The organism is Agaricicola taiwanensis (assembly GCF_014635245.1).
GTDB classification, from domain to species: domain Bacteria; phylum Pseudomonadota; class Alphaproteobacteria; order Rhizobiales; family Methylopilaceae; genus Agaricicola; species Agaricicola taiwanensis.
On record NZ_BMCP01000002.1, the window covers coordinates 352,455 to 369,875 of the forward strand.

Below are 17,421 nucleotides of genomic sequence, written 5' to 3' on the forward strand. Positions count from 1 at the left end.
CGATGAAATGAGATCGGATGATAGTGACCATGAGCTCGCTGCATAACTTCTTGTCTGGTCTGGACCTGCGCAAGATCAAGCACATGCTGGCGCTGGCCGAGCATGGCTCGTTCTGCAAGGCCGCCGAAGCCATGAACATCACCCAGCCGGCGCTGAGCCGCAGCATCCAGTCGCTGGAGGATGCACTCGGCGTGAGGCTGTTCGACCGTGCGTCGCGCAACATCCAGCTCACTCCGGTTGGTTATCTCGGCATCGAAGCGGCGCGGCAGATCTTGGCAAGCGCGGCGGAGTTTCATCGCATGGTCGGCCATGCCGACCTCGACGAGATCGGTGAACTGAAGATCGGGCTCGGCAATGTGACCTCGGCGCTGTTCGGCCCACCGCTGTTGCGTGGATTCGCCGAGCGGCATCCGCAGCTTCGGCTCATCCTCCAAGTCGATGCGCCGGAGAAGCTTTATGACATGCTGCTCACCGAACGCATCGATGTGGTGGTCGGCAATACGGAGGCCATGCCGTCGTTCGTCGAATTCGACATTGATACGGTCGGATCGTTCCAGCGCGGCTTCTTTGCCCGCGCCGGCCATCCTCTGTGCGAGAAGGAGGTCCTGACCACCGACGATCTGGCGGCCTATGCGGTGGGGGCCACTTACCCGCTGCCGGAGTCGGTCGTTAAAACCATCAAGAACACCTATGGTTTCGGTTCGGTCGATGCCTTCTTCCGTCTTCGCTCCAACCACTATGGGGCACTGGTCGATCTCATGCTCAACAGCGATGCGGTGGTCTTCGGGTCGAACATTGCCTACCTCAGGCAGTTCCGGGCAGGCGAGGTGGTCCAACTCAATGTGACGCCGCTGTTCCCGGCAGACATGCCCCTAACGATCGCATCCGTGGCGGGGCGCACCATCTCGCCGACCGCACCGCTGATCGGCTCCATCATCCGCGAAAGCATTGCCGCCTAGCACCACGCATCAAAGTCATGCGGCGAAGGCATTTCAGCGCGCTATCCAAAGGTGGCAGGTTTCGGTCGTGTCCTCGGCAACGATCGGGAGGAAGTGATGTCCACCGCAGATCCCCTGTGGGTTGAATTCAGCACTCTCTTCAAACGCTCCGGCCTCAGCCTGCCGGAGGAACGACAGCCCGTGCTCTTTGCCGCCTACCGTGAGGTGAGGGCCTGGAGCGACACCATTCGTGCCTGGGAAAACCCGCCAGCTGCGGAACCAGCCAATGCCTATGCGGTCGCCTCCATCCTGCGCGCGGGCGAGGTGGCGCGATGAGCGATCCCGATCCGTCCCTGTGGCCCATCGCCCAGGCATCCGCCGCCATCGCCGCCGGACGGCTGTCGCCGGTCGAGCTCGTTGAGGCGACGCTGGCGCGAGTCGAAACCTATGATGGCGCTCTCAACAGCTTCGCGACCCTTGCCAGCGACCACGCCCGGGCGGCCGCCCATCGGGCCGAGGCCGAGATTCGCGACGGGCGGCGGCGCGGCCCGTTGCATGGCATCCCGTTCGCCACCAAGGACAATTACGACAGCGCCGGCATCCTGACAGCCTGTCAGTCGCATATGCGACGTGATCATGTGCCGACAAAGAGCGCCGCAGCCATCGAGCGGATGGAGCAGGCGGGCGCCATCCTCATCGGCAAATGCGCTACGGCGGAATTCGGGACGGGTGGTCCGAGCCCCGGCATGCTTTTTCCTCCGGCTCGAAATCCTTGGGATCATCAACGCTATACGGGTGGATCTTCAACCGGATCTGGAGCCGCAGTGGGCGCCGGCCTCCTGCGGGTGGCGCTCGGTTCCGACACCGGCGGCTCCGTGCGCGGACCGGCGGCTTTCTGCGGGGCGGTCGGCCTGAAGCCAACCTATGGTCTGGTCTCCCGCCGCGGCGTGTTTCCCTTGTCGTTTTCGCTCGATCACTGCGGGCCGATTGCACGGTCGGTGGAGGATGCCGCCATTACGCTTGGCGGCATGGCCGGTCCCGACCCGCTGGATCCCGCGAGCGCCATGGTCGATGCGGGAGACTATGTCAGCCAGCTTCGCACCGGCTTGCGAGGTCTTCGAATCGGTTATCTCAGATCGTGGCCCGCCAAGGATCCCATCACCGATCCTGAGGTTATGGCCGCACTCGATACAGCGGCGGCGATGTTCCAGGATCTCGGGGCGATGGTGGAAGAAATCGCCTTTGAGGATGAGGACATTTTCCTAGCGGTCGGGCGGACGATCCTGATCTCCGAATATTACGCCGTGCATCAGGAAAACCTCCTGCGCCGCCCGGAGCTCTACGAGCGCCCTGCACGCGAAAGGCTGATGGTGGGCGCCTTCGCGCGCGCTTCCGATTACGTGGATGCGCTGCGGGTGCGCCGCAGGCTGGCACTTGCGTTCAACAACGACATCATGGCTCGATACGATCTCGTGCTCACATCATCGGCGGTGCGGCCCGCCTGGCGGTTGGATGAAATGCCGGATGAACCAATGCACATGCTCGGCCTGACCACCTATGCCTTCAACGTGACGGGAAATCCGGCGATGTCGCTGCCGTCAGGCTTCAGCTCGGCAGGATTGCCGTTGTCGCTGCAGATCATAGGGCGCATGTTCGACGAAGCCACGGTGCTGAGAGCCGGCGCTGCCTATGAGGAAGCGACCAATTGGATGACGCGCCGGCCGGCTCTTGCAAAGGCAGTCCAGGCGGCATGATTGGTGAGACGATCGAAAGGAGCCTGACAGCATGATACTCGATGTGGCCATTCGCGGAGGAACGGTCGTGACGGCCGCGGATACCATGCGCTGCGACGTCGGCATCAAGGACGGACGCATCGTGCTTCTGGCGGAAGATATCACCGAGGCAAACGAGGTGATCGACGCGGCCGGCAAATATGTGCTGCCCGGCGGCATCGATGCCCATGTCCATATCTCCCAGCCCTCCGGGGAGGGCATCGTCATGGCCGATGACTTTGAGACCGGCACCCGTTCCGCGGCGCTGGGCGGGACCACTACGATCCTGCCGTTCTGCCTGCAGGAGAAGGGCCGCTCCATGCGGGAGGTGCTGAAGGAATATCACGCCAAGGCGGAGGGCGAATGCCATGTGGACGTGAGTTTCCACATGATCATCTCCGATCCGACCGAGCAGCTTCTTGGACAGGACCTGCCGGCCCTGGTGGCGGATGGCTATACCTCCTTCAAGATCTTCATGACCTATGACGACCTCCGTCTCAACGACCGTCAGATCCTCGATGTCATGGCGGTCGCGCGTGACACCGGCGCGCTCGTCATGGTGCATGCGGAGAACTACGACGCGATCCGCTTCCTGACCGAGCAGATGGAAGCCTCCGGCCGCACGGCTCCGAAGTATCATGCGACCTCGCGGCCCATTCCCGTGGAACGGGAAGCGACCCACCGTGCCATCTCGCTGGCGGAAATCGCGGACACGCCGCTCGTGATCGTGCACGTCTCCAATCGCGAGGCCATGGAGCAGATCCGCTGGGCGCAGAACAAGGGGCTCAACGTCATCGGCGAGACCTGCACGCAGTATCTCGTGCTGACCGCCGATGATCTTGACGGGCTCGGCATGGAGGGCGCGAAATATGTCTGTTCTCCGCCGCCGCGCGACAGGGACAGCCAGAAGGCCTGCTGGGAAGGACTGAAGACCGGCGCTTTCACCTTGTTCTCCTCCGACCACTGCCCTTATCGCTATGATGAGACCGGCAAGCTGACGCCCGAGGGCAAGACCAGCTTCCGCTGGGTTCCAAACGGCATTCCCGGCGTCGGCGCCCGTCTGCCGATCCTTTTTTCCGAGGGTGTCGTGAAGGGCCGCATCACCATGGAGACCTTCGTGGCGGTGACGGCGACCAATCCCGCCAAGACCTATGGACTTTATCCGCGCAAGGGCACCATCGCCGTTGGCGCCGACGCCGACATCACGCTCTGGGATGCGGACAAGCGGATCTCGCTGACCCATAATGATCTTCAGGACGGCTGCGATTACACACCGTACGAGGGCATGGAGATCACCGGCTGGCCGGTGCTGACCATGGTGCGCGGTAAGGTGGTGGCCCGAGAGGGCGCACTGGTCGGCACGAAGGGACATGGGGTTTATCTGCCCCGCGAACTCTCAGCGCACACCCGAGCCCTTGCCTAATCCTGGCCGCTGAACTGCGCGAAGGCGGCGGCAATGTCCGCTTTCGCCGGAGAGCGGTGGCGGAGCAGGAGAGACAGCAATACCCGCGCCTTGGGGCCGTCCAGCCAGCCGGCCGGAATGAGCCCTTTTTCGAGAAGGTCGATCTCGCCTCCGGTATAACCGTAGGTCTTTTGCAGGACCGGCCCGCCGCCGGTTCGGGATGCCAATATGACCGGCATCCGCTCAGCCGCTGACATCAGCTCCCTGGCGGTCCGTGGCGAGCTGTGCCCGCCGCCGAGGCTTCGACGACCATGCCGTCGAAACCGGCATCGCGTGCCAGCGCAACGAGCGCTCCGTCGTCATCCATGGAAAGCGTCACGAGGGCAACCCGCGCTTCACGCGGCGAGGGGCTGGGTTCGACGTGCGGACGCATGCCCACACCGCGTGACCAGATGTGCACCCGCCCTTCGGCGACGAATCCGGCGGGGCCGGTATTGGGCGAGACAAAGGCGGCCGTGCTGCTGGTGTGCCGCTTGCAGACGTGGCGCGCCAGATGGATTTCATCGTTGAAGGTGACGATGACCCCAAGGCCGCGCGCACCCGCGCTGGCTGCCGTGCGGACCGCGGCCAGCAGATTGGCAGGGCCATCCGCCCCGGCGAGCGTGGGGCTCCGCATTGCTCCTGTCACGACGACCGGAGCATTGGCGTCCAGCAGAAGATCGAGCGCGAAGGCGGCTTCCTCGATGGTATCGGTGCCTTGGGTGATCACGACACCATCGGCGCCCTCACGGAAATTGTCGCCGATGGCGGAAGCAAGCGCTTCAAGATCGGCGAAGGTCAGGTGAGGGCTGGGGACCTGGCGGAAAGAACGGGCGCTGAGATTGGGATAGCCGCTGAGAGCCGGCACGGCGGCGACCAGTTCTGCGGCGGAAAGCTTCGGTGATACGCCGGCTGCCGCATCTGTCATGGCGATGGTGCCGCCCAGTGCCATCACAACGATGGCGGCCTTGTTCGGCTCGGCGTCCACCATCAGTCGCTGCCATCCAGCCGCTGGATAATGTCTTCCAGCGCCGCGGCATGCTGCATGCGATAGATCGCTTCGGCGAGTTCCAGGTCTTGACGTCGCAGTGCTTCGATCAGCATGAGCTTTTCGCGCGCGAGCCCCTGTTGGCGACCACTGCCGTAGCCGAAGCGGCGGCGAAAGGCGCTGATGAGCTCCCAGCCGCGCTGAAACATGCGCAGGGCCTCGCGGTTGCCGCCGATCTCGACGATCTTGCCGTGGAATTCGCGATTGAGCCGTAGAGCTTCCTCGAAATCGCCCTGGCTCACCGCCTCTTCATAGCTTTTGGCGATCCCTTCGAGCACATCCATCTTGTCCAGCGTCATGGTTTTGATGCCACGTCGGACGGCAAAGATGCGGAGTTCGGTGTTCAGCTCGTAGAGGTCCTCGACGAACCTCCGGTCGAGCCGGCGCACCGTGGCGCCCCGGTTGGGTTCGATTTCGACCAACCCTTCGCCTTCGAGCTTGCGCAGTGCCTCGCGCAGAGGCATGGCGCTGAAGCCGAACTGGCTCGACAGATCCGCGACCTTGATGCGCTCGCCGGGGCCATAGCGGCCGGAGAGAATGGCCTGCCTGATCATGGCAGTCGCCTGTTCGACGGATGTCGACGACAGGTCATCGAGGCCGGCCGCTTCTCGGCTTCCATTGGATCGGGCACGGCGGGTCTGAACGTTCATGGTTTTTCTGCTGAGGTGCTGCTCGTGTGAGACAGGCGGGTTACTGATTATCGGCCCTTGAAATTGGGTTTCCGTTTTTCGGTGAAGGCGGCGATGCCTTCGTCATGGTCCTCGGTCTGCCAGAGCAGCAGCTTGCGCTCCAGGCTGAGGCTCTCGTCCAGCGGTTTCTGATAGGTCATCAGGACCTCTTCCTTGATCATCGCCACCGCGAGCGGCGACATCTCCGCGATCTCGCGGGCGATTTCAAGCGCCCGATCAACAGTCTGATCCGCCGGGACCGTTTCTGTCGCCAGGCCCCAGTCGCAGGCCTTGGCGGCATCGATGGTGTTGCCGGTCATCATCATCCACATGGCGCGGCTCTTGCCGATCACGCGGGGAACACGTTGGGTGCCGCCGTCTCCTGGGAAGGCGCCGATCCTCACCTCGGGTAGGCCGAAGCGCGCATTGTCGCCCGCCACGACGATGTCGCAGAGCGTGGTGAGCTCGCACCCGCCACCGAGAGCGAAGCCATTGACCGCCGCGATGAGCGGTTTGGGGAACCGCTCGATGGTTTTCCAGGCCTTCAGCCGGTCCGCCTGGCCCCACATGGGAATGCCATTGTCCGGCATCTCCTTGATGTCGGCGCCTGCGGAAAAGGCGCGGTCGTCGCCCGTCAGCACCACGACCCGCACCTCATCGTCCCCGCGCGCCTCCTCCAGAGCCGCTGCGGTTTCGCGCAGGAGCGCGCGGTTCAGCGCGTTCCGCGCCTCTGGCCGATTGAAGCGGATGAGGCGGATGAAGGGCGCGGGCGTGGTGATCGTGACGGCGGACATGGGGCTTGCCTCACATCGGAGCGGGAGAGGTGGAACGAATCGCGTCCATTTCGGCCCAGAGCGCCTCAGGGATCTGGGTCCTGGCGGCCACGGCGATGCCTTGCAGCTGTTGACGGGAACGCGGCCCCGGCAAGACGCTGATCACTGTCGGATGCCGGAGTGGAAATTGGAGCGCTGCCGCCATCAGGCTGACGCCATGATCTGCGCAGGCGGACGTCATGGCCTCGACCCGGGCGAGAATGTGGGGAGGTATCTCTGAGCCGTGGTTGAACTTGCCGGTCGATCCCTTGGCGAGGATGCCTGTGTTGAAGGGCGCGCCGATGATGACGCCTACGCCGCGCCGCTCGCATTCCGGGAGGAGCGTGATTTCCGCCTCCCGGTCAAGCAAGCTGTAGCGGCCGGCAAGAAGGAAACAGTCCAGATCCGCTTTTTCCAGAAAGTCGCGGCAGACGTCGCAGTTGTTCACGCCGATGCCGATGGCACCGATCACCCCTTCTTCGCGCAGGCGCCTCAGTGCAGGCAGAGCGCCGTCGACCGCCTCGGTGAAGCGGGCGGGATAATCACTGCCATGGTTGTAGGGATCTACGTCATGGACGAAAACGAGATCCAGCCGGTCGAGGCCCAGGCGCATGAGGCTGTCCTCGACAGAGCGAAGCGTGCCGTCGAAGCTGTAATCGATGTGGCGGCCGAAGGGGAGATTGCCGTTGGGAGGTGTCTCCTCGGCGGGAGCCAGTGGCGTCATCCGCCAGCCCACCTTGGTGGACAGCACATAGCCGCCCTTCGGACGGTCACGCAGAGCGGCACCCAGGCGAAGTTCGCCCAGGCCGTGGCCGTAGAGCGGCGCGGTATCGAAGTAGCGGAAGCCGCTGCCCCAGGCGTCCGTCAGCGTGGCGCGGGTTTCCTCTTCCGTCACGACCCCATGCATGCCCCCAAGGGCCGCGCCGCCCAGCCCGATGATCGGGATGTGAAGACCGGTTCGCGGCAGGGCGCGTGTGGGAAGAGGAGGGGGCTCCATCAGAATGCCGGTGCGTTCGCGCGTTTGTAGAGCAGTGTGGCGTGCTCGGCCTCGATGACCACTTCATCCTTCTGGTTGATCATCTCGATCTTTTCGACGGCGATGCCATGAGGACCGCTCTTGCTCTCCCGCTTGCTGTCGAAGATCACCCGCACCTTCACCGTGTCGCCCGCGAAGATGGGTTTGCGGAAGCGCACCTTGTCCCAGCCAAGGGAGGCGACAGAAGTGTTCTCATAGAGCTTGAGTTCCGACTTCAGCCCCTCGATGAGCGACAGGCCGAAAAGGCCGTGGGCGATAGGGCGTCCGAACGCGGTCTTGCTGCAGTAGTCCTCGTCGGTGTGGAGCGGGTGGTGGTCCCGCGTGACATCGGCGAAGGCGAGGATGCCCTCCATGGTGACGGTGTGGCTGTCGGTGTAAACCTCGTCACCCACCACGACATCTTCGTAATGGAGGTCGACGAAAGCTTCGCGGGGCTTGGTCTGCATAGGAGGAGTTCCTGTCATTGAACGAGAGTGATCGGGTGATCGAAATGGTGGAGATCGCAGTTCTCATCCGGACCACGGCGCCCTAGGACGGCAAAGTCCGATGATGAGTGGAGCGCCAGCAGCGGGTGGTGCCAGACGCCTGCGGCATAGTTCACGCCCTGGCCCGGCGCGGTAAGAAACGCACGGATGTCGGAAGGCTTGATCTGCTCTCCCGGCGGCGCGACCACCACCAGGAAGGGACGTTGTGACAGTGGCACGAAGGCCTGGGACGAAAGGGGGTGCCGCTCCAGAAACGCGATGGTGAGCGGCAGCTGGCAGGGCTCCGTGCGGAACAGGCTGAGGAGAGGCTGCCCTCCCTCGCGTGTCAGGTCGAGTGCTGCCACGTCGTCCCACCGCCAGGAGGTGCCGCCGTTGATGGCATAGCCGCCGCCTGGCTGCATCTCGATCACATCGCCAAAGGGCGCGAAAGCTTCGCGTGTCAGCGGCGTAGGTCGGATCTGCAGCGTGGCGGCAGCGGTTTGCATGGGATCAGGCCGCAGCTTTGAGGCCGGCGTCGTCGACGGTGGCGATCACCCGCTTGATGGTGTCTTTCGGCACCGGAAGCAGCGGCGGCCGGGGCCGGGCGCTGGCAATGATGCCCATGTGCTCCAGCCCCACCTTGAGGCGCGTGTGCATGTCGATCAGCGGCGGTGAGCCATAGATCGTGCGCACGATGGGATAGAGCCGGTCGTTGACCGCGCGCATGGCCTTGAGATCGCCGGCTTCGGTCGCGGCCCACAGATCGCACAGCATATGCGGGATCATGCTGGCCATGCCGGAGAGGATGCCATCGGCGCCGGTGGCGACCTGCGCGAACAGCCAATGGTAGTTGGACGGCAGGATGGCGACCTTCGGCGCTGCTGCCTTGAGAAGGCGGAGATTGTCCTCGTAAAGGGTGATGTCGCCGCTGCCTTCCTTGATGGCGATCACGCGCTCGCGCTTCACCAGTTCAAGAAGCACGGGCGTGGTGAAGCCCAAGCCGGCGCTGACCGCCTGTTGGAAGATCGACACCGGCAACTTCACGGCGTTGAGGACGGTGTCGACATAATCGACGGCGTAGCGCGGATCGGATGAAGCGCCAGCTGAAAACTGCGGCATGGGGAAGAGCACCGCCACGTCGACGCCGTTGTCCTCCGCCTCTTTCGCCTGCTCGATCGCGTCCGCCGTGGAATAGGGGATGATCCCCGTCAGCAGGGGCACATCATCGCCGATGAAGGCGCGGGTGCGCTTGATCACCTCGACCCGTTCCGCCGGTGTCAGCGTTGCGCCTTCGCCGGCATGGCCGTTGACGAAGACAGCACTCATGCCCTTGGGCGTGGTGCAGTACTCAAGCAGCCGGTCATAGCTTTTCCAGTCGATGGACAGGTCTTCCTTGAAGGGAAGGACGGTTGCGACGGTGACGCCATTCAGAGAAATCGTCTTCATTGACAGTCTCCTCGGTCAGTTCGCCTTATGGGCGAGCAGTTCGGCCTTGAGACCCATCGGGCCGGGGCGGAAAATGCGTGGATCCATGAGCTTGAGGTCGGGGGACACGCGCGGGGTGAAACCGATCTGATCGAGGACGTCCTCCTTGAGGCGCACGCCGGGAGCGATTTCCTCCAGAACCAGCCCTTCGGGTTCGATCTTGAAGACCGCGCGCTCGGATATGAAGGTGACGTCCTGGCCGCGTTCGCGAGCGAAGCTGCCGTTGAAGCTGATCTGCCCGACAGCGGGAACGAACTTCCTGAACTTGCCTTCACGGCGGATGTTCACCTTGCCGTCCTCCACCACCACGTCTAGACCGCCGCCAGTAAGCGCTCCGCTGAAGACGAGACGCTGGGCGTTCTGCGTGATGTTGATGAAGCCACCGGAGCCGTCATAGCGGTCGCCGAAGCGGGTAACGTTGACGTTGCCGTGGGCATCGACCTCCGCGAAGGACAGGAAAGCGCAGGTGAGGCCGCCGCCATCATAGAAATCGAACTGATAGGGCTGATCGAGAATGGCGCGGGGATTATAGGCGGTGCCAAATTCGCGGGCATAACCAGGGACGCCGCCCACGACGCCGGATTCGACCGTCAGCGTCATGATCTCGTCGATGTTTTCCTCGGCCGCAACATTGGGGATCATGGCTGAGATGCCCACGCCGAGGTTGACGACATCGCCCGGACGCAGCTCGCAGGCCGCGCGCCGCGCTATGACACGGCGGTCGGTGAGAGGGTCCGGCACCAGCGAGGAGATCGGGACCCGCGTTTCGCCGCAGCGGCTGGGATCATATTGCGTCGCATAGGTCTGCATCTGATCCGGCACGAGCACGACATGATCCACCAGGAAGCCCGGGATCTTGACCATGTGCGGATGGAGCGTGCCCCGTTTCACGATGCGCTTCACCTGGCAGATGACGATGCCGCCGGCGTTGTGAACGGCCTGGGCGATCGACAGGTCTTCGCGCGTCGTCGCCTCATGCTCCATGGAGATGTAGCCATCCTCATCCGCGCTGGTGCCGCGCAGGAAGGCGATGGTGGGTGTGGGCGCGCGGTAGAACAGCCACTCACGCCCGGCCAGTTCCACGACTTCCACCATGGGTTCGCGGGTGCGGGCGTTCATGCGACCGCCTTCCTGCCGGGGGTCCATGTAGGTCTTCAGGCCGACGTGGGTGATGACGCCCGGCTGCTTGGCGGCCATGGCGCGGCACAGTTGCGCCATGACGCCTTGCGGGAAGTTGTAGCCCTCCATGGCCTCCTCGCGGATCAGCTTCATGAAGGGAAGCTGCAGGCCGTAGTTGCCGCCGAAGACGCGCTCGATCAGCCCGGCGTGGGCGAGATGGCAGAGACCCTTTTCGGTGACGGCGCCAATGCCGGTGACATGGAAGAGGGTGAGGCTGTTCGGCGATTTCGTATCCAGAAAGCGTTGTTCCAGCGCGTCCAGAATAGCTTCCGGCGCACCCGTTCCGCCGTTGCCGCCGACGGCGAGAACGTCCTTGTCGCGGACCAGATTGGCGGCATCCTGCGGTGAGATGAGGCTGATCATGTCCGGGGTCCTCAGGCGAATTCTTTTTCAAGCTGACGTGCGATGATCAGGCGCTGGATCTGATTGGTGCCCTCGTAGATCTGCGAGAGGCGCACATCGCGGAAAATGCGCTCGATCCGGTATTCCTTCGAATAGCCGTTGCCGCCGTGGATCTGCAGCGCGTTGGACACGTGCTTCATGGCCATGTCGGTTGTGAAGAGCTTGGCGTGAGCGGCTTCCTTGGCGATGGAGTGGCCGGCGTCGTACAGGCGGGCTGCGTGATGGATCAGAAGGCGGGCGGCCGATATGTCCATGGACATGTCGGCCAGCATGAACTGCACCGCCTGGAACTTGATGATCTCGGAGCCGAACTGCTTGCGCGACTTGGCATAGGCCACGGCGTCTTCCATGGCGGCCTGCGCCATGCCGAGCGCCATGGACGACATCATGAGACGCGAGAAATTGAAGTTCCCCATGGCCATCTTGAAGGCCTCGTTCTCGGGCCCGATCCGGTTGGTGATGGGGACCCGCACATTATCGAAGATGATCTGGCAGTCTTCGAGGCCATGCATTCCGAGAAGTTCTTCAGACTTGCCGCGGCTGACGCCGGGACGGTCGGTCTCCACCAGGATGCAGCTGATGCCCTTGTGTCCGGCATTGCGGTCGGTCTTGGCGAAAACCATGATGAAGTCGGCGATCCGGCCGAAGGTGACCCAGGCCTTGGTGCCGTTGATCACGTAATCATCACCATCGCGGTCCGCGGTGGTGCGCATGGCGGCGACGTCGGAACCGCAATCGGGCTCGGTGGCAGCGGTGGCAGGCAAAAGTTCGCCGCTCAGCAAGCCCGGGATGAATGTCTTATGGAAGGCATCGCCATGCTCATTGAGGAAATGGGCGGCCTCGACCGGGAGAGCATAGGCATTACCGAGGGTGCCCGAGCCACGGGCGATCTCTTCCATGACGATGCAGGCGGCCGTGGTTTCGAGCCCGCTGCCGCCTGCCTCTTCGGCGAGGCTGACACCGAACAGGCCGAGGTCGGCCAGCCCCTTGTAAAGCGCCTGCGGAAACGCGTCGTCGCGGTCGATCGCGCTGGCGGCAGGCAACACATCGTCCGCGACGAAGCGGCGGACGGTCTCTTGCAGCAGGCGCTGCTCATCACTGAAGAAGCGGTTCACGGTGTGCACTCACAAAAGGCGAAAGACTGGGTGTAATTTGATCAAATGACTGCGATTTAGTCAGACGCTAGGATTCCGTCGTGCGAGACCTGATCCGGATCCCGGTCAAAGAAGTAAACGGCGATCGACTTTGAAGGCGCGCCATAGGCCTTGGCCAAAGCATCGGTCAGCGACCTTGCTGCGGTGCGCCGCATCTGGTCGGGGCGGCGGAAGGCGTGCAGTTTCACGAAAAGTCGCTTTTCAGCTGCCGATTCACCAAAAATTGCTTCGTGGCCATAGCTGTTTGGGCCGATATCCAGGAAATAGGCGGAGATGATGTCCGGCTTGATGTCATAGGCCTCGCAAAGGGCCTTGGTCATGAGCCGAGTGGCGGCCGCCCGCTGCTGCGGGGTTGCGCCGAAGTCAAAAACCTCGAAGAATGGCATGGCTTCTCCTGCCGCATAAAAGGGCATGTGGGGCGGAGAATGATTTATTTCCGCCGCTGAGATCAATTGTTGACAGACGATCTGATCAAATGTCAACCTCCGAACGTCGGGTTAGATCGAGCCATAAATCGGCAGCCTGAGAGGAACAGCAGGGGACATTGCATGGCGGCATTTCGCGGCAGCTACACAGTTATGGTTACGCCCTTCGACGATGGGGGGCGGCTTGACGAGCAGCGCCTGCGCCAGTTCGTGGACTGGCAGATCGAGCAGGGCGTGCAGGGCCTGATCCCGCTCGGCAGCACCGGTGAATTCCTTTCGTTGACGCGAGAGGAGCGGCGGGCAGTCGGCGCGATCGTGGTGGAACAGGCGGCGGGCCGTGTGCCTGTATTGGTCGGCACGGCTGCCGAATGGACCGATGAGGCAGTGGCCTTCAGCAAGGAGGCGGAGGGCTATGGCGCGGATGGCGTGATGGTCGTGCCGCCGTACTATTCCTCACCCACGGAAGAGGAGATCTTCACCCATTACCGGCGGATCGGGGAAGCGATCTCCATACCGGTCATGGCCTATAACAATCCCTACACATCCAACGTCGACCTCAAGGCACCGCTGGTGGCGCGGCTCTCAGAGATCGACAACGTCTCCTACATCAAGGAATCCAGCGGCAGCGTCACGCGCACCACGGAGATCCTGCGACTTTGCGGCGACCGCATGACGGTTTTCGCGGGATACCACCCCTGGGAGGGCTATCTTGTCGGTGCCCAGGGCTATGTTTCGGTTTTCTCCAACATCGCACCGGGGCTCTCAACCGAGCTGTTTCAGACGACTGTCGATCAGCGAGACCCGGAAGGTGGGCGGCGCATCTATCACCGCGTCCTGCCCTTGCTGGAGGCGCTCAGCGGTGACCTCTATGTCTCCGCCACCAAGGCGGCTCTCGGTCTCATCGGCATGCCGGTAGGACATCCGCGCGCGCCGCGCCTGCCTTTGCCGGCCGATCGCGTTGCACCGCTGCGCGCGGTGCTGAAGGATCTGGGGCTTCTGCAATAGCCTCGATGCAGTGCGCGGTGGCCAACGAGCCGCCGCGCGATCAAGACACAGAACAACGCACCACCTTATCCAGGGGACTGGTCATGAAACTGTCTATCGCACTTGCAGCATTGCTGATGGCCGCAACACCGCTGATCCCGGCGGCTGAGGCGGCAGAAGTGACCCTCAAGGCAAGCCACAACGCCAATATGGACGAGCCCTATCACCTGGGCATGGTCCGCATGAATGAGCTGCTCCAGGAGAAGACCGGCGGCAAGGCCGAAATCCAGGTCTTCGCCAACGCACAACTCGGCGACGAGATGGAAAGCATCCAGGGCACGCAGATTGGCACCGTAGACATCGCCGTGACGGCGAATGAACTGCTGGTCAACTTCGTGCCTGACATGAACGTCCTGAGCATGCCCTTCGTCTTTAGCGACGCCGTGCAAATGGACAAAGCGCTGAATGCTCCGGAAGTGCGGGACTACGTCAATGAAGTGCTGGCGCAGAAGGGCTTTCGATTGATCGGCTTCTTTTCCGCCGGAACCCGGCACATCATGACCAAGAAGCCGGTCAACAGCATGGAGGATCTCAGCGGCATGAAGATCCGCACCATGCAGACGCCAGCACACCTCGATGCCTTCAAGAACTTCGGCGCCAACCCCACTCCCATGGCCTATACGGAGCTCTATGGCGCGCTGGAAACCGGTGTCGTGGATGGCGCCGAAGCGGCCAACACCAATTATGACTCCAAGAAGTTCTATGAGGTTGCTCCCAACTGGGCGATCCTGGGTTGGCTGGAGCTGGTGGCGCCGGTGATCATGGGTGAAGAACGCTTCAAGGCGCTGCCGGAAGACGTGCAGAAAGCCCTGATGGAAGCCGGAGCCGAAGCGGCATCCTATCAGCGGAAGGCTTACCGCGAGAGCGACCAGAAACGCTACGACGACCTCGTCAAGAAGGGCGTCAATGTCACCAAGCCCGACGACAAGCCGTTTCGCGACCAGGCGGCCAAGGTCTATGACACCTATGTCAAGACCGACGAGCAGAAGAAGCTGCTCGATCTTCTGAAATCCGTGAAGTGATCCAGGCGCCGGACGGTGGCGACACCGTCCGGCTCAATGCATCCGGAAAGGAAGCCTGATGTCTTCGGCATTTTCGGCGGCCGCAGCGGTCGTCCACGGCTTGCGAAGCGTGATCTCGGCCATAGTGGTCCTCCTCTTCTGCGTGATGATGGGAGCGGTGCTGGTCCAGGTTGGCGGGCGCTACATCTTCAATTATTCCATCGCCATGGCGACGGAACTCGCCACCTTCAGCCAGATTTGGCTTGTCCTGCTCGGGTCAGGCGTCGCCATGGCGCGAAATCAGCATGTGGCGATCGACTTTCTTCCCGCCATGCTTCCGCTTCCGCTGGCCCGTGTCGCCATGGTGCTGATCGCCGCCGTGACCATCGCCTTCCTTGCCGTTCTCGCCTGGGGCAGCCTGCCGCTCCTGCGGCTTGGCACCATGCAGACCTCCTCAGCCATGCATCTGCCCATGTGGGTCATGTACTCCTGCCTGCCGGCAGGTGCCTTCTACATCGCTCTTGAGCTCATGGTTTCCGTCTGTAACCGCTGGGAAGATCCTTTTCCCAATGCCGAAGATACCGAAGCCGAGGTGGCCTGATGACCATCATTTTCATTTGCTTTCTCGGTCTGTTGCTTCTTGGCGTTCCGGTTGTTTTCGTTCTGGGGGCTTCGGCCGTTCTTGCCCTCGTCACCACCACCGGCGTTCCGGTCACCATCGTCAGCCAGAGGGTTTTCGCCGGGCTGAACTCCTTCACGCTGATGGCCATTCCCTTCTTCGTCTTCGCGGGTGTCATCATGGACGCCGGCGGCATCTCGCGCCGGATCGTCAATTTTGCTTCCGCGCTGATCGGATGGGTGACCGGCAGCCTGCTGCTGGTGTCCTGCGTCGCCGCGGCTGGTCTTGCCGCCATCTCCGGTTCCGGCTCGGCCGACACCGCCGCTATCTCCTCCATCATGCAACCGCAACTGAAGCGGAAGCGTTATGACGTGGATTTCGGCGCTGCCATCATCGCCTGCGCCGGTTCCCTCGCGCAGGTCATCCCGCCAAGCCTCACCATGGTCGTGGTGGCTGTCATCGCCAATATGTCCATCGGCGCTCTCTTCCTTGCGGGCGTGGTTCCGGGCTTCCTGTGCATCGTGACGCTGATGATCGCGTCCTATCTCCACGCCAGACGTGGCGGGCCGCAGTATCGGGAATCCGAGCCTTTCACCCTGGCGCGCCTGGCGCGGACTGGTTATGCGGCGGCGCCGGCCTTCGGCATGCCGGCGCTTATCCTGGGCGGCATTCTCGGGGGTGCGTTTACGCCAACAGAGGCCGCCGCGGTGTCCGGCTTCTACGGCTTGCTGGTGGGCCTGTTCGTCTACCGCGAGATGAAGCTTTCGGATCTGCCGCAGCTGATCCTGCGGTCAGCCGCCCTTTCGGCCGCTGTCATGCTGATCATCGGCACCGCCAGTGTTTTCGCGTGGCTGATCGCCAATGCCAATGTGCCGGCGATATTGGGCGACTGGCTTCGTGCGGTGTCATCCAGTCCGCTAATGTTCCTGCTGATCGCCAACGGTCTCTTTCTTGTCATCGGTATGTTCATGGAGACCATCGCGGCCATCCTGATCATTGTGCCGGTGTTGATGCCCATCGCGCGCGATTTCGGGATTGATCCCATTCATTTCGGTCTCGTGGTCGTCTTCAACTGCGCGATCGGAACGGTGACGCCGCCTTATGGCATCTCGCTGTTTGTCGCCTCCAGCATCGCGAACCGTACGGTGGTCCAGGTCTCGCGCAAGCTGGCAGCCCCGCTGCTCGCGATGTTTGTCATCCTGGCACTGGTGACATTCGTGCCCGACCTATCGCTGGCTCTGCCGCGCTGGGCAGGCTTGATGAACTGACCGAGACGGAGTGGACGGCGTTGGATGGGTGACCCAAATATCAGGGTCTCCGGACCGATAAAGCCGACAGAAATGGATGATCCGCACCGATTGCAGCGTTTCGTGGAAGCGCAGGAGGGCACATTTGAGATCGCCCTTGAGGAACTGCGCGCCGGCCGCAAGCGCAGCCACTGGATGTGGTTCATCTTCCCGCAGCTTAAGGGGCTCGGCCATTCGCCGACGGCGGAGTTCTACGGTATCGGGTCACTTGGGGAGGCGCGAGCCTATCTTGCGCATCCCGTTCTCGGCAGCCGGCTGAGGGTGGCGACCCATGCGGTTCTTGCTGCGAAGGCTGCCTCGCTGCGCGAGATTTTCGGATCACCTGATGATCTGAAGTTCCGCTCCTCCATGACACTCTTTGCCGCCGCGGCGCCGGGAGAGGACCTGTTTCAGCGGGCGCTCGACCGCTGGTGCGGCGGTGAGAAGGACGGGCGCACTCTGGAGCTTTTGTCTTCGCAGCGGGATTCATGAAAAGCTCGCAACCTGCTGACAAACCTGCCAAGCCCGCATCCTCATGCTGAGGGCCATGCGCAGCATGGCGTCTCGAAGCATGTAGCCAAGACCAGTGGGTGGGGCTTCACCCTTCGAGACGCGCCCTATGGGCGCCCTCAGGGTGAGGTCGTAGT

At 62.8% G+C, this 17,421-nt stretch carries 20 protein-coding genes; 9 read left to right on the forward strand and 11 right to left on the reverse strand.

From position 1 onward, the window contains the following. Positions 1-29: 29 nt before the first annotated feature. The 4 genes from IEV58_RS09155 to hydA all read left to right on the forward strand — a co-directional run bounded on the left by IEV58_RS09155 (position 30) and on the right by hydA (position 4,133). Positions 30-959 (forward strand): LysR family transcriptional regulator, encoded by a 930-nt coding sequence (locus IEV58_RS09155; RefSeq protein WP_188409432.1) that lies wholly within the window; start codon positions 30-32, stop codon positions 957-959. A gap of 96 nt (positions 960-1,055) precedes the next feature. Next, complete coding sequence (locus IEV58_RS09160; RefSeq protein ID WP_188409433.1) at positions 1,056-1,274, forward strand: hypothetical protein; 219 nt, start codon at positions 1,056-1,058, stop codon at positions 1,272-1,274. Further along, positions 1,271-2,692, forward strand: coding sequence for an amidase (locus IEV58_RS09165; RefSeq protein WP_188409434.1), 1,422 nt, complete (start codon positions 1,271-1,273; stop codon positions 2,690-2,692). Before IEV58_RS09160 ends, IEV58_RS09165 begins: the two co-directional genes overlap by 4 nt. Before the next feature lie 31 nt (positions 2,693-2,723). Then, a complete protein-coding gene (gene hydA / locus IEV58_RS09170; protein ID WP_188409435.1) occupies positions 2,724-4,133 on the forward strand; it encodes a dihydropyrimidinase in 1,410 nt (469 codons plus the stop codon). On the opposite strand, the gene IEV58_RS18240 is transcribed toward hydA, so the two are convergent. From IEV58_RS18240 to IEV58_RS09220, 11 genes are read right to left on the reverse strand one after another with little or no spacing between them, the layout of a single operon-like run. After that, the gene (locus IEV58_RS18240; RefSeq protein WP_229729314.1) at positions 4,130-4,369 is read right to left on the reverse strand and encodes a hypothetical protein; all 240 of its coding nucleotides are present in this window, start codon (positions 4,367-4,369) and stop codon (positions 4,130-4,132) included. The two genes, hydA and IEV58_RS18240, sit on opposite strands and share 4 nt — an antisense overlap. Further along, positions 4,369-5,142 (reverse strand): asparaginase, encoded by a 774-nt coding sequence (locus tag IEV58_RS09175; RefSeq protein WP_229729315.1) that lies wholly within the window; start codon positions 5,140-5,142, stop codon positions 4,369-4,371. Before IEV58_RS09175 ends, IEV58_RS18240 begins: the two co-directional genes overlap by 1 nt. Then, positions 5,142-5,849, reverse strand: a complete 708-nt coding sequence (locus tag IEV58_RS09180) for a GntR family transcriptional regulator (protein ID WP_188409436.1) — start codon at positions 5,847-5,849, stop codon at positions 5,142-5,144. The genes IEV58_RS09175 and IEV58_RS09180 overlap by 1 nt, the downstream gene beginning before the upstream one ends. A 47-nt stretch (positions 5,850-5,896) precedes the next feature. Beyond that, positions 5,897-6,661: an enoyl-CoA hydratase-related protein gene (locus tag IEV58_RS09185; RefSeq protein WP_188409437.1), complete on the reverse strand. Its 765-nt coding sequence runs from the start codon at positions 6,659-6,661 to the stop codon at positions 5,897-5,899. 10 nt (positions 6,662-6,671) lie between these two features. Then, complete coding sequence (locus IEV58_RS09190; RefSeq protein ID WP_188409438.1) at positions 6,672-7,676, reverse strand: aldo/keto reductase; 1,005 nt, start codon at positions 7,674-7,676, stop codon at positions 6,672-6,674. Further along, positions 7,676-8,161 (reverse strand): MaoC family dehydratase, encoded by a 486-nt coding sequence (locus IEV58_RS09195; protein WP_188409439.1) that lies wholly within the window; start codon positions 8,159-8,161, stop codon positions 7,676-7,678. The genes IEV58_RS09190 and IEV58_RS09195 overlap by 1 nt, the downstream gene beginning before the upstream one ends. Before the next feature lie 14 nt (positions 8,162-8,175). Beyond that, positions 8,176-8,685 carry an ureidoglycolate lyase gene (locus tag IEV58_RS09200; protein ID WP_188409440.1) on the reverse strand — a complete coding sequence of 170 codons (510 nt, stop codon included), beginning with the start codon at positions 8,683-8,685 and terminating at the stop codon, positions 8,176-8,178. A 4-nt stretch (positions 8,686-8,689) separates the two neighbouring features. Beyond that, the gene (locus tag IEV58_RS09205) at positions 8,690-9,625 is read right to left on the reverse strand and encodes a dihydrodipicolinate synthase family protein (RefSeq protein WP_188409441.1); all 936 of its coding nucleotides are present in this window, start codon (positions 9,623-9,625) and stop codon (positions 8,690-8,692) included. A gap of 15 nt (positions 9,626-9,640) precedes the next feature. After that, positions 9,641-11,206, reverse strand: coding sequence for an acyl CoA:acetate/3-ketoacid CoA transferase (locus IEV58_RS09210; protein ID WP_188409442.1), 1,566 nt, complete (start codon positions 11,204-11,206; stop codon positions 9,641-9,643). 11 nt (positions 11,207-11,217) lie between these two features. Further along, a complete protein-coding gene (locus IEV58_RS09215) occupies positions 11,218-12,360 on the reverse strand; it encodes an acyl-CoA dehydrogenase family protein (RefSeq protein ID WP_188409443.1) in 1,143 nt (380 codons plus the stop codon). 56 nt (positions 12,361-12,416) lie between these two features. After that, positions 12,417-12,785, reverse strand: coding sequence for a tautomerase family protein (locus IEV58_RS09220; RefSeq protein WP_188409444.1), 369 nt, complete (start codon positions 12,783-12,785; stop codon positions 12,417-12,419). A 162-nt stretch (positions 12,786-12,947) separates the two neighbouring features. Between IEV58_RS09220 and dapA the strand changes: the two genes are divergently transcribed. The 5 genes from dapA to IEV58_RS09245 all read left to right on the forward strand — a co-directional run bounded on the left by dapA (position 12,948) and on the right by IEV58_RS09245 (position 17,266). Continuing rightward, positions 12,948-13,829, forward strand: coding sequence for a 4-hydroxy-tetrahydrodipicolinate synthase (gene dapA, locus IEV58_RS09225; protein ID WP_188409445.1), 882 nt, complete (start codon positions 12,948-12,950; stop codon positions 13,827-13,829). 83 nt (positions 13,830-13,912) lie between these two features. Then, positions 13,913-14,890: a TRAP transporter substrate-binding protein gene (locus IEV58_RS09230; protein ID WP_188409446.1), complete on the forward strand. Its 978-nt coding sequence runs from the start codon at positions 13,913-13,915 to the stop codon at positions 14,888-14,890. A 58-nt stretch (positions 14,891-14,948) separates the two neighbouring features. Further along, positions 14,949-15,470, forward strand: coding sequence for a TRAP transporter small permease (locus IEV58_RS09235; protein ID WP_188409447.1), 522 nt, complete (start codon positions 14,949-14,951; stop codon positions 15,468-15,470). Continuing rightward, complete coding sequence (locus IEV58_RS09240; protein WP_188409448.1) at positions 15,470-16,756, forward strand: TRAP transporter large permease; 1,287 nt, start codon at positions 15,470-15,472, stop codon at positions 16,754-16,756. The genes IEV58_RS09235 and IEV58_RS09240 overlap by 1 nt, the downstream gene beginning before the upstream one ends. A gap of 72 nt (positions 16,757-16,828) precedes the next feature. Further along, complete coding sequence (locus tag IEV58_RS09245) at positions 16,829-17,266, forward strand: DUF1810 domain-containing protein (protein ID WP_188409449.1); 438 nt, start codon at positions 16,829-16,831, stop codon at positions 17,264-17,266. Positions 17,267-17,421: the final 155 nt, after the last annotated feature.